This is a genomic window from Streptomyces sp. NPDC087310, assembly GCF_044744405.1.
In the GTDB taxonomy this organism is placed as follows: domain Bacteria; phylum Actinomycetota; class Actinomycetes; order Streptomycetales; family Streptomycetaceae; genus Streptomyces.
The window spans coordinates 176,687-188,392 of record NZ_JBIUYF010000012.1 but is presented as its reverse complement, the minus strand read 5'-3'; the positions used below and the strand labels follow the sequence as shown (position 1 = coordinate 188,392).

The following is an 11,706-nucleotide window of genomic DNA, read 5'->3' as shown; positions in this document are numbered from 1 at the left end:
TCGGTACGCAGCGGGTTGATCTCCGAGACGGCGCCTACGAACGTGGTCTTGCCCACGCCGAAGCCGCCCGCCACCACGATCTTCGCGCTGGTGGTTGAGCGGGCCGCACCGCCGCTAGAGCTTGCGAAGTCCACTGAGCACCCTTTCGAGCAGTGTCACGTCTGGCTGGCCACCGGTGGCCTCGTCGCCACCGGGCTGATGGATGGCGACAAGGCCCGCCTCCGCCAGGTCGGCTACGAGGATCCGGGCCACGCCGAGGGGGATGGAGAGGAGCGCCGAGACTTCGGCGACCGATTTGATCTCGAAACACAGTTGGCAGATCCGCTGGTGCTCGGGCAACTGCCCCTGCAACTGGGACGGATCGGCCGTCGTACTGACCAGCGCCTCGATGGCGAGCTGGTACCGCGGCCGGGTCCGGCCGCCGGTCATGGCGTACGGGCGCACCAACGGATTGTGTGTGCCCATGGAAGGCTCGGCTTCCGGGGAACGCCTCGGCTGCACCGGCTGGATGCGGGGCTGCCGGGGCTGGTCGTACTCGTACGGCCGCGGCGGGGGAGGGGGAGGGGGCTGGTACGGCTGCCGCTGCGGTCCGCCGCGCCCACCGCCCTGCCCGCCGTGGCCCTGTCCGCCCTGGTCATGGCTCGGCTCACCCTGTCCACCGCCCTGTCCGCTGGGCGTGGAGGGAAAGTTGAACCGGTTCTGGGCATACTCACCCGGAGACCGGGGGCCACCGTCATAGGGATGCCCGCCTGGGGGTGTAGCCACGTTTCCTCCTCCGACTGCCGGGGCGCCGGGCCCGATCCTGGCGGACCTGTGAAATCCGCGCCACCGCACCCTAATGGTGCGGCGGCAAACAGCGCACTGTCTGTCAGTTCAGCAGACTTCCCTGGAGCTCCGCACGCAGGTCCGGGGTGAGGACCGTACCGGCACGGTCCACCAGGAGGGCCATCTCGTAGCCGACCAGGCCGATATCGGCCTCGGGGTGGGCCAGTACGGCGAGGGACGAGCCGTCGGAGATGGACATCAGGAAGAGGAAACCGCGCTCCATCTCGACGACGGTCTGGTTCACGGCCCCGCCCTCGAAGATCCGGGACGCCCCCGCGGTCAGCGAGGTCAGACCCGACGCGACGGCCGCGAGCTGATCGGCGCGGTCACGCGGGAATCCTTCGGACATGGCCAGCAGGAGTCCGTCGGCGGAGACCACCACCGTGTGGGACACCCCGGGGGTGTTGTCCACAAAGTTGGTGATCAACCAGTTCAGATTCTGCGCCGCCTGGCTCATCGGGCTCACACTAACGCTCCTGGTTGTAGGTACTGCCCGGGCCGCGGCCCGGTCCGTTCGTGTCCGCTCCAGCGTTGCGGCCCCGCTCGACGCCGCGCCGCAGGTTGCTCAACCGGCCCCGGATGTCCTCCGGGGCGCGGGAGACCTGGGGGCCGCTGTGCGTGGTCTGCTCCGCGGCGCCCTCGACCAGGTTGGCCTTGGGCACACGGCGCGGCAGACCGGACGAGGTGACGCCGCCGGCCTTGGGCTCGCGCAGCTTCTCCGCACGGTGCCAGCGCTCGTCGTTCCTCGCGCGCCAGTCGTCCGAACCGGCCGTCTCCGCCTGCCCGTTGCCATTCTGCCCGGCACCGCTCTGTGCACTGCCGTTCAGCCCGGCGCCGTCGCTCGGGAGACTGCCCTCGCCGCGGCCCGGGTCCTGCTCAACGCTCTGCTCGTCCTGGAAGTTGCCCGAAGTGGTGCTCCGGCCGTTCAGCGCCGTCGATGAGGTCTGTCCGGCCGGCTGCCCTTCACCCTCACCCGCGGGCTGCCACGGCGCTGGTGACTGCGGCTGCTGGGGCTGGCCGCCGCCACGGCGCGGCAGACCCGCGTCCGTCAACGCGTGACTGGCGCTCGGGGAGGGACCCGGACGGTTCAAGCCTACGTTGTCCCGGGCGTTCCCGGGAGCGCCGAGGCCCGATTCCGGTTCGGCCGGACGCTCGGAGTCGTACGTACCGGGGTAGGCACTCTGATCGGCCCACTCGCCCTGGTGGGGCTGGGGGTTGAACAGATTCTCGTACGTGCCCTCGGCGCCCTGCGCGGCGGGGTACGGGGACTCCGTATATCCCTGCTGCCCCGGGGACCCCTGCTGCTGCGGAAAGGCGTCGGACGGCTGGTACGTATCGGGCGAAGGGTATGTCTCGGACTGCTGGTACGTGCCGGGTGCGCGGTACTCCTCGAATCCGCCCGTGGCGAACTCGGCGCCCGCCGGGGGGAAATCGGCCGCGGGGGCCGGGAAGTCCGCGCCGGGTGCGGGCTGTTGCGGTGCGTAGCCCGGTTCGTACCCCTGCTCGTACGACGACTTCCCCTGTGCGTACCCGCCGTCCGCCCCGTCGCGGTACTGGCCGTCCACCTGGTCCTGGAACAGCGGCTGGTCGCCCACGGCGTCCCGCGGAGGCGTCCCGAGGGCCGCACGCCGCTCCTCGCGCTTGAGCGAGCGGTTGACGGAGTCGAGCGGCGCCGGCTGGTCCGCCTGCGGCTGCTGGTCGTACCGCGAGTCGTCGAAGCCCAGCTCCGCCGCCGTCAGCATCGGGGCGCTCTGGAAGACCTGCTGCTCACCCTCGGGGAGGTTCGGCTGGTCCGGCATGATCTGCGAGACGGTGAAGTCCTCGCCCTGTCCCGGGGCGCCGCCCCCGCCGCCGTGCGTGATCGCGTCCGGCAGCATGACCAGCGACGTCGTGCCCGCCTGCTCGCCCGAGGGGCGGAGCTGGACCCGTACACCGTGCCGGTCGGCGAGCCGGCCGACCACGAACAGGCCCATGCGCTGGGAGACCGTGGCGTCCACGGTCGGCGGGTTGGCCAGCTTGTGGTTGATGTCCGCGAAGTCCTCGGCGGTGAGACCGATGCCCTTGTCGTGGATCTCGATCATCACGCGGCCGTCGGGCAGCCGGGTCGCGGTGACACGGACCTTCGTCTGCGGCGAGGAGAACGTGGTGGCGTTCTCCAGCAGCTCGGCGAGCAGGTGCACGAGGTCGGTGACGGCCTGGCCGTGGATCTCCGTCTCCGGGACCCCGGTCAGCTCGATGCGCTCGTACGACTCCACCTCGGAGGAGGCGGCGCGCAGGACGTCCACCAGCGGCACCGGCTGGTTCCAGCGGCGGCCGGGCTCCTCGCCCGCGAGGACGAGGAGGTTCTCGCCGTTGCGGCGCATCCGGGTCGCGAGGTGGTCCAGCTTGAAGAGGTTGTCGAGCTGGTCCGGGTCGCCCTCGTTGTTCTCCAGATCGGAGATGAGGGTCAACTGGCCCTCGATCAGCGACTGGTTACGACGTGAGAGGTTGGTGAAGATCGCGTTGACGTTACCGCGGAGCATGGCCTGCTCGGCGGCGAGCCGCACCGCCTCGCGGTGGACCTGGTCGAAGGCGCGGGCGACCTCGCCTATCTCGTCGCGCGAGTCGATCGGGATGGGCTGCACCCGGGTGTCGACCCGGCCGGGCTCCGCCCGCGAGAGCTGGTCGACCAGCATCGGCAGCCGCTGCTCGGCGATCCCGAAGGCGGCCGTACGCAGCGACAGCATCGAGCGGCTCATCTGCCGCGCCATGATCCCGGCCAGGATGAAGGCGGCCAGCAGCGCGATCAGCACGATCGCGCCGTTGATGATCGCGTCGTTCCTGGCGTTGCCGGCGATCGAGGACGCCTCGGAGACGGCCTTGTCGACCAGGTCCGTCTCGATCGTGTTGTACCCGTCGAACTTGGCGGTGGAGGCCGCCATCCACGTCTCCGGGGTGACCCCGCGCTCGGCGAGCTTCTCGGGGCTGTCACCGGTGGCGATCGCCGCCACCATGCCGTCGAAGACGGAGCCGTCCTTGGTCGGCGGGGCGGTGAACTCCTTGCCCGCGGCGGCGGCCTGCTGCTGCGCGGCGGCGAGCTTCTCGCCCGCCTCGGCCGTCTGCGCCTTCATGACCTCCTGGAGCTTGACCGCGTCCGCCTGCGTGCCACCGGAGACGTACTCGCCGATGGCGATGTCCTCCAGGTAGGCGTACGAGGAGAACGCGATCGTCTGGCCGCTCTTGACGTCGTCCTTCTGGCTCGGCCTGACCAGCAGATGCGTCCCGATGGAGCGCTGCAGCGACTCGGCGCCCTTGGCCAGCCCGATGGCGTAGACCGTACGGCCGTAGCTGGTGATGTTCCCCGTGCCGAGACCGAGTTCGTTGGCGAACTCCATGAGGGTGTGCTCCAGCGGCACGTACGCCTCTTCGGTGGCCACGGGGCCGCCGTTGCCGCCGCTCTTGTCCGGGGTCTCGACCCCGGCGGTGAACGCGGTCTTGCGGATGCTCTCCAGCGTGGGCTCCACGCTGCGGAACAGCCCCAGGCGGCGTTCGAGACCCTGCTCGGCGGGCATGCTCCGCACCGCCAGGTCGAACTTCTTCTTCGCCGCGTCCGTGGCCGCGTAGCTCTCGGTGACGATCTGCGCGTCCCGCTTGTTGGTGAGCAGGGACTGCGCGGTGAGGTCGCGCTCGTTGAGCAGCGCGTGTCCGTATTCCGAGGCGGCCCGCACGACGAGGGCCGTCTTCTCGGCGTCCTGCGCCGCCTGCCAGGTGTCGATGGAACCCTTGACCTGGAAGCCGCCCATGACGAGGCCGACCATGACGGGGACGAGGAGAATCGCGTACAGCCGGGTGGTCACCCGCCAGTTGCGCGGGGAGAACCGGCTGGAGCTGCCGGCCGCCGGAGGCGGACCGGTCGTGACGGCAGGCGCCGCTGCGCGCGGCGGCGGGGTGAAGTTACCCCGCGCCTTCTGCTCCGCGGAGCTTGTCGTGCTTCGCCTCACTCGACCAACAACCTCTCGGCGTCGGCACCTACGTTGTGCCGTGTTTTGTTCAGGGCCGTACTACTCGGGAGTTCTCGAATTCCAGCACGGGGAACCCTCCCTTTCCAAACAGCAGGAATCAGCCATTCCGAGTGGTACAAGCCTCACATAAAACGGGCATAAAGAGCGAGCCCCGGCAAAAAGCGGGGCTGACATGAGCGCAGGGGCACCGGGCGAGTGCGCCGGGTGGCCGGAGGGCGTCAATTCTCTGTCGAAATGTTATGAACACAGAGATGGGCCGTGTCAATGGACCTGGCCCACCTCCGGGTATGCCTACGGCAACTTCCGTAGACGGCCGCCTACTTCAGTCGTGCCATGAGGGCGTGTTCGACGAGGGTGATGAGTCCGCTTTTGGCGTCGGCGCGGTGGCGGGCGTCGGTGGTGATGATGGGGGTGTCGGGGCCGATCTGGAGTGCTTCGCGTACTTCGTCGGGGGTGTAGGGCTGGTGTCCGTCGAAGCCGTTGAGGGCGATGACGAAGGGGAGTCCTGAGTTTTCGAAGTAGTCGACGGCGGGGAAGCAGTCGGCGAGGCGGCGGGTGTCGACGAGGACGACGGCGCCGATGGCGCCGCGGACGAGGTCGTCCCACATGAACCAGAAGCGGTCCTGGCCGGGGGTGCCGAAGAGGTAGAGGATGAGGTCTTGGTCGAGGGTGATGCGGCCGAAGTCCATGGCCACGGTGGTGGTGGTCTTGTCTCCGGTGTGGGTGAGGTCGTCGATGCCGGCGGAGGCGCTGGTCATGACGGCTTCGGTACGCAGCGGGTTGATCTCCGAGACGGCGCCTACGAACGTGGTCTTGCCCACGCCGAAGCCGCCCGCCACCACGATCTTCGCGCTGGTGGTCGATCGGGCCGCACCGCCGCTAGAGCTTGCGAAGTCCACTGAGCACCCTTTCGAGCAGTGTCACATCCGGCGTGCCGCCGGCCTCTCCGTTGCCCGGCTGGTGGATGGCCACCATGCCGGCCTCCGCCAGGTCGGCCACCAGGATGCGGGCGACGCCGAGCGGCATGGTCAGCAGCGCCGACACCTCCGCCACCGACTTGACCTCGCGGCACAGGTGGCAGATCCGCTGGTGCTCGGGGAGCAGGGTGGCGAGATGGGCCGGGTCTGCGGTCGTACTGACCAGCGCCTCGATGGCGAGCTGGTACCGCGGCCGGGTCCGGCCGCCGGTCATGGCGTACGGACGTACCAGCGGCTGATCGCCCTCAGGACCGTACGAGGCGTCGACAGAGACGCCGTACGGATCGTGAGAAGCGGGTGGCGGGGTCATGAATCCTCCGGGCGTGACAGCAAGATGTCTGCGTGCCGTCTGACTTGGCCGGTGGGGGGCCGGTTGGGCGGCCTGACGGTATGGAGCTGGGGAGTTCCTGGAAGCCTCAGTGCAGCAGACTTCCCTGGAGCTCGGCGCGCAGGTCCGGCGTGAGGACCGTACCGGCGCGATCGACCAGGAGGGCCATTTCGTACCCCACCAGACCGATGTCGCACTCGGGGTGGGCGAGCACGGCCAGGGAGGAACCGTCGGAGACGGACATGAGGAAGAGGAAGCCGCGCTCCATCTCCACCACGGTCTGGTTGACCGGGCCGCCTTCGAAGATCCGGGACGCCCCCGCGGTCAGCGAGGTCAGACCGGATGCCACGGCCGCGAGCTGATCGGCGCGGTCGCGGGGGAAGCCCTCGGACATGGCCAGCAGAAGTCCGTCTGCGGAGACCACCACGGTGTGGGACACCCCAGGGGTGTTGTCCACGAAATTGGTGATCAACCAGTTCAGATTCTGCGCAGCCTGACTCATCGGACTCAACTAACGCTCCTGCTGGTGAGAGGTGCCGAGGTTGAATCCGTTGCTCGCCGGGCCGGTGTTGCCCGCCTGACGACCTTGCTGGATACCCCGACGGAGATTGGTCAGCCGGCCGCGCACGTCAGCGGGCGCACGGGAGACCTGCGGACCGGCCTGGGTGTTCTGTTCCTGCGCGGTACCGGGCACCAGATTGGCGCGCGGCACCCTGCGGGGCAGACCGGAGGTGGTGATGCCGCCGGCCTGGGGCTTTTTGACCCGCTCGGCCTGGCGTACCAGCTCGTCGTTGGGAGACGTGCGCCAGGAGGAGGTGGCGGCCACGCCGTTGGCGGCCGAACCGTGCGTGTCCGAACCGTTGCCGCCGAAGTTGAAGCCGGCGCCGTTCGTTCCGGAGCCCTGGGTCTGCTGATGGAGCTGCCCGAGCCCCGGCCGCCGGCTCTGGCCAGAACCCTGCGCGTCCGATCCGTTGGCGCCCGGCCTGCTGAAGCCGGAGCCGTTCGTGTCGAAGCCGTTGGTGTCGAAGCCGGAGCCGTTGGTGTCGTAGCCGTTGGCGCCCGTGTCGTTCGCGCCGGAGCCGTTCGTCCCGAGGCTGTTCGCACCGGAGCCGTTGGTGGGCTCGCGGCGCGGCATCGGCGGCGCCGGCGGCTGCTGCTGCGGGGACAGGTTCTCCTGGCGCTCCGCGTCCGGGGTGGAGGCCGGCAGGCCCTCGTCGGCCGCGCCGCCCTGCTGTCCGCCGCCCTGGGTGGCGTGGAACCAGTTGGTCTCCAGGGTGTCGTACAGCGGCGTACGGCCGTCACCGGGGCCGGAGGCCGGGGGCAGTGCCTCCGGCTGCGGCTGCGGCGGCAGGCTCGGCTGGCGGTAGCCGCCCTCGGAGCCGGGAGCCGGGGCCGGGGCGGGCGGGCGCGGGGCGTTGAAGTCCTGCTGGGCGGAGCCGAAGTCCGACGACGGGCGGAAGCCCGAACCGTCGCTCTGGCCGCCCTGCGCGCCGTACTCCGGGGAGTAGCCGGCCGGGGAGTTGAAGTCCGGACGGGGGAACTGGGCCGTGGCCGCCGGGTCCTGGCCGCCGCCGAGCGGGGCGTTCTGGTCGGGCCGGGGCCCGTCGAAGTCCGGACGCGGGAACTCGGAGGTGGAGCCGGGCCCCTGCCGCTCACCCGTCGGACGGGCGAACTGGCCGCTGGAGTCGTGCTCCTCGTGGCCGCGCGGCGCGTCCAGCGAGGGACGGCCCGACTGCTGGTCGCTGCCCCAACTGGGGACCGGCGGGCCGCTCTGCGGGCGCGGCTGCGGGTTGCCGCCGGGCAGTTCGGCGCGCGGTCCGCCGGGCGGCGGGAGCTGCCGGCCGCGGTCGGGGGCGCCGCCCTGCTGGAAGGCGTTCTGGGCCCGCCCGCTGAAGCCGTTCTGGCCCTGGCCGCCCTGGTTGCCCTGGCCGCTCTGGCTGCCCGGACCACCCTGGTTGCCCTGGCCGCCCTGGTTGCCGGGGCCGCTCTGGCCGAAGGCGCCGCCGGGCCGGTCCGTACGCTGCTGGCCCTGGCCGGGGCCGCCCTGTCCCGCGCCCTGCGAGGGACCCTGCGACGAGGGGCCGAAGGCGTTCTGGGCGAAGATGTTGGGCTGTCCCGAGCTCTGGCCCTGGCCACCCTGGCCCTGGCGCTGCGAGTCCTGGGCACCGCCCTGCTTCCCGTCGCGGGACGGCAGCGCGGCACGCGGTCCCGCACCGGCGCCGACCTGGCCGCGCGGCGCACCCGCGCCGAGCAGACCGCCGGGGGCGGGCGCGCCGCCGGGGCCCGAACCGAGCCCGGGACGTCCGCCACCGGAGCCGCCGGAGCCGCCGGAGCCACCCGGGCCGCCGGGGAGCTGGCCGCCGCCCGCGGGCGCCTGGCCCAGCGGACCCTGGCCGGGGGCGCCGGGCCTGCCGCCGATGGGGCCCTTCTTGCCGCCGTGGGCGACATCGACGGGCAGCATGACCAGCGCGGTCGTACCACCGGAGTCGGAGGGGCGGAGCTGGATCCTGATGCCGTGGCGCAGCGACAGCCGGCCGACCACGAACAGACCCATGCGGCGCGAGACCGAGACGTCCACGGTGGGCGGCGAGGCCAGCCGCTCGTTGATCGCAGCGAGGTCCTCGGGGGAGAGGCCGATACCGGTGTCGTGGATCTCCACGAGCACCCGGCCGTCGGGCAGCGCGTGACCGGTGACGCGGACCTTCGTCTGCGGCGAGGAGAACGACGTTGCGTTCTCCAGCAGCTCGGCGAGGAGGTGCACGAGGTCGTTGACGACGCGTCCGGCGACCTCGCTCGTGGGTACGGAGGACAGCTCGATGCGCTCGTACTGCTCCACCTCGGAGGCGGCGGCACGGAGCACGTCGACCAGCGGTACGGGGCGGGTCCAGCGGCGGCCGGGCTCCTCGCCCGCGAGGACGAGGAGGTTCTCGCCGTTACGGCGCATACGGGTCGCGAGGTGGTCCAGCTTGAACAGCGAGGAGAGCTGGTCCGGGTCGGCCTCGCGGGACTCCAGTTCGGAGATGAGCGAGAGCTGACGCTGGATGAGGCCCTGGCTGCGGCGCGAGAGGTTGGTGAACATCGCGTTGACGTTGCCCCGCAGCAGGGCCTGCTCGGCGGCGAGCCGGACGGCCTCGCGGTGCACGTCGTCGAAGGCCGCGGCGACCTTTCCGATCTCGTCCTTGGAGTGGACACCGACCGACTCGACGGAGGTGTCGACGTCCTGCGGGTCGGAGTCGGAGAGCTGCTTGACCAGCTCGGGCAGCCGGTCCTGGGCGACCCGGGTGGCCGTGTCCTGGAGACGGCGCAGCGAGCGGATCATGGAGCGGGCGACCACGAAGGCGCCGACGAGCGAGACACCGAGGACGACGAGGATCAGCGCGGCGTTGAAGATCGCGTCACGCTGCGACTCGTCGCGCAGGTCGCGGGCCTTGGCCTCCATCTCACCGAGCAGCGTGGCCTCGATGGTCTTCATCGCGTTGATCCGGGTGGACGCCTGGTCGGTCCAGTCCAGATACGAGCGGTTGGGCTGGCTCGCCAGGCCGTCGGCCGTGCTGAGCACCCGGTCCGCGTACTTCTCGGACGACTGGATCTCGGGGTTGCCCTGCCCGTTGAGCGGGGCCATCAGCTCCGCGGCGTCGCCGCCCATCGACTCGTACAGGAAGCTGAAGGAGGTGAGGGCGTTCTTCTCCTTCGACGCCGCGGCCTGACCGTACAGCCGGTCGTTCTCGGTGAGATTGCCCTTGGTCGACGGGTCGGCGGGCAGCGCGGCGGCGATGACCGCCCGCTGGATCGACGCGTACTCCTTGGCGGACGAGAACGCGGCCAGCGCGCGGGTCCGCTTGATCATGTCCGGGTTGTTCGTCGCCTGCGCCATGTCCTGCGAGAGGCTCAGCAGCGAGGTGATCAGTCCGTCGTACGCGTCGACCGTCAGCGAGTCCGAACCCGCGCCGACGTACGCGCCCTTACGGATGGTGCTGATCTGGTTGACCTGGGTGGAGATCTGCCTGACGTTCGAGCGGATGCTCTCCAGCGCCTGGTCGCCGTCGGTGCTGCCGATGTCCAGCGTGGCGTCGAGGAAGGTCTTCGAGGCCCGGTCGGTCTTCGTACGGCGGTCCTGGACCTTGAAGTCCTTGGCGCTCGCCCCGTTGGTCAGCGGCCCCGCCGACTCGTCGCGCTCCGCCTGGAGCGCCTGGGCGAGCGTGGTCGCCTCTTTGGTCATCTTGGTGAGCAACTGCATGTGTTCGAGCTGCTGAATGTCGTTCAGCGACTCGTTGATCCGCAGTCCGCCCAGCGTGGTGGCGGCGACCACCGGCAGGGTCAGCAGCGCCACGAGGCGGGTGCTGATGCGCCAGTTGCGCAGGGCTATTCGCGACCCGGGGTCGGTCGGTGACTTCGCGTTCGGCGCCGTCTGCGGAGGCGGCGGCGTGGACGGCGCGCCGGAGCCGCTCTGTCCCGGACCGGGGCGTCCGCCCCGGCCGCCGCTCTGGTCGCCCGACGGAGCCGGGCCCGGGTTCTGGGTGTGCTGGGGCGAGGAGCCGCGGTCGGATCCGCCGCGGTGCTCCTGCTCCGCCGCAGCGCTGCCATCCCTCTTGTAACGTCCCTGCACTAGCGTCGCAACCTCTGGACCAGGCGTCCCCCCGCTGAACGGCGGAACGGTGTCGGCGTCGTGGGGCGCGGAAACGCTCCCCATGGTGGTCGTGAGTGACCGGCGCTGCTCCCCTTCCCCACCGCCACTCGGCGCTGCGTTGCGCCCCTGCGCGCCGGCACATCCAAACCCGCGGCGGTGGGGGGAATTCCAGCACAGTGCAGGATCTCCAACAAGGGCGGTGGGCAGGGCTGTGACGTGAATGACACGGAGTGATCGCCGGGTCACCAGCCGTAGAAAGTGTGGGCGGAGGAAACGGACTTTCACGTACGAGCCATGTACGGGTGGGGGGTGTCCCAGTCCGGATGATCAGCAGCGGAATGCCACGTTCAGTAACGCAATGTCCGTTTCCTTGGTCATCAACTGGCGCCCGGAATGAGGGAAATGCCGGGCAGGTCGTGAGCAAACTCACACAGTGATCGACGATCGATCGCCGCTCCGGTGGGGAATTGGATGTTTAGCCTGACGCTTTACAGGGATGGCCCATCCGACAACCGGCGCATCCGCGCCCGTAGCCCGACAAGGTCTGACACCACAGATGACTCCGCAGAAGACCACGATGATGTTCCGCAACACCGCCAACCCCCGGCGCACCACGCTGGCGCATCTGAAGGACGCCGAGGAACTGGCCCCCGCCGCGCAGCCGGAGCACCCCGTCGCCCTGCCGAACCGTACGGCCAACCCGCGCCGTACGACCCTGATGGTCGCCCCGTCCGGCCCGTCCGCCCCCGCGGACACCGCCGAGACCGCGCCCGCCGCCTCGTAGCGGCCGGGCACGGGGGACCGCCCCGCCCGCTCCGTATCCGTACGCCGCGTTCCGCCCACGTCCGGTAGTACGCGCCGCGGGCGCCCGTCGTTCATACGCCGTTCCCTTCGCGCGGGTGGCCGCCCCCGCCGCGTTAGCCTGGAGCGTCAGTCTCCGGACCTGGG

8 protein-coding genes and 1 pseudogene are annotated in these 11,706 nt (G+C 70.6%); 1 reads left to right on the top strand and 8 read right to left on the bottom strand.

Translation table 11 applies throughout. The features are described 5' to 3' along the window. The 8 genes and pseudogenes from ACIO3P_RS36510 to ACIO3P_RS36475 form a co-directional block, all read right to left on the bottom strand. A pseudogene (locus ACIO3P_RS36510) lies at positions 1-134 on the bottom strand (ATP/GTP-binding protein); the annotation flags it as partial. Continuing rightward, positions 115-765 carry a DUF742 domain-containing protein gene (locus ACIO3P_RS36505; protein ID WP_329821406.1) on the bottom strand — a complete coding sequence of 217 codons (651 nt, stop codon included), beginning with the start codon at positions 763-765 and terminating at the stop codon, positions 115-117. The gene ACIO3P_RS36505 and the pseudogene ACIO3P_RS36510, both read right to left, overlap by 20 nt. A 103-nt stretch (positions 766-868) precedes the next feature. After that, the gene (locus ACIO3P_RS36500; RefSeq protein WP_010984131.1) at positions 869-1,282 is read right to left on the bottom strand and encodes a roadblock/LC7 domain-containing protein; all 414 of its coding nucleotides are present in this window, start codon (positions 1,280-1,282) and stop codon (positions 869-871) included. Between the two features lie 10 nt (positions 1,283-1,292). Beyond that, complete coding sequence (locus ACIO3P_RS36495; protein WP_401855442.1) at positions 1,293-4,805, bottom strand: nitrate- and nitrite sensing domain-containing protein; 3,513 nt, start codon at positions 4,803-4,805, stop codon at positions 1,293-1,295. A 338-nt stretch (positions 4,806-5,143) separates the two neighbouring features. Continuing rightward, complete coding sequence (locus tag ACIO3P_RS36490) at positions 5,144-5,725, bottom strand: ATP/GTP-binding protein (protein WP_189282429.1); 582 nt, start codon at positions 5,723-5,725, stop codon at positions 5,144-5,146. Further along, positions 5,706-6,113 carry a DUF742 domain-containing protein gene (locus ACIO3P_RS36485; RefSeq protein WP_319683976.1) on the bottom strand — a complete coding sequence of 136 codons (408 nt, stop codon included), beginning with the start codon at positions 6,111-6,113 and terminating at the stop codon, positions 5,706-5,708. Before ACIO3P_RS36485 ends, ACIO3P_RS36490 begins: the two co-directional genes overlap by 20 nt. A 106-nt stretch (positions 6,114-6,219) precedes the next feature. Further along, positions 6,220-6,633 (bottom strand): roadblock/LC7 domain-containing protein, encoded by a 414-nt coding sequence (locus ACIO3P_RS36480; protein WP_030351794.1) that lies wholly within the window; start codon positions 6,631-6,633, stop codon positions 6,220-6,222. Between the two features lie 9 nt (positions 6,634-6,642). Then, positions 6,643-10,737, bottom strand: coding sequence for a nitrate- and nitrite sensing domain-containing protein (locus tag ACIO3P_RS36475; RefSeq protein ID WP_401855440.1), 4,095 nt, complete (start codon positions 10,735-10,737; stop codon positions 6,643-6,645). 577 nt (positions 10,738-11,314) lie between these two features. Between ACIO3P_RS36475 and ACIO3P_RS36470 the strand changes: the two genes are divergently transcribed. Further along, complete coding sequence (locus ACIO3P_RS36470) at positions 11,315-11,542, top strand: hypothetical protein (protein ID WP_401791040.1); 228 nt, start codon at positions 11,315-11,317, stop codon at positions 11,540-11,542. Positions 11,543-11,706: the final 164 nt, after the last annotated feature.

Coding starts and splice junctions, on each gene's coding strand:
- ACIO3P_RS36500 (WP_010984131.1), bottom strand. CDS start 1,282: ATGAGCCAGGCGGCGCAGAATCTGAACTGGTTGATCACCAACTTTGTG.
- ACIO3P_RS36485 (WP_319683976.1), bottom strand. CDS start 6,113: ATGACCCCGCCACCCGCTTCTCACGATCCGTACGGCGTCTCTGTCGAC.
- ACIO3P_RS36480 (WP_030351794.1), bottom strand. CDS start 6,633: ATGAGTCAGGCTGCGCAGAATCTGAACTGGTTGATCACCAATTTCGTG.
- ACIO3P_RS36470 (WP_401791040.1), top strand. CDS start 11,315: ATGACTCCGCAGAAGACCACGATGATGTTCCGCAACACCGCCAACCCC.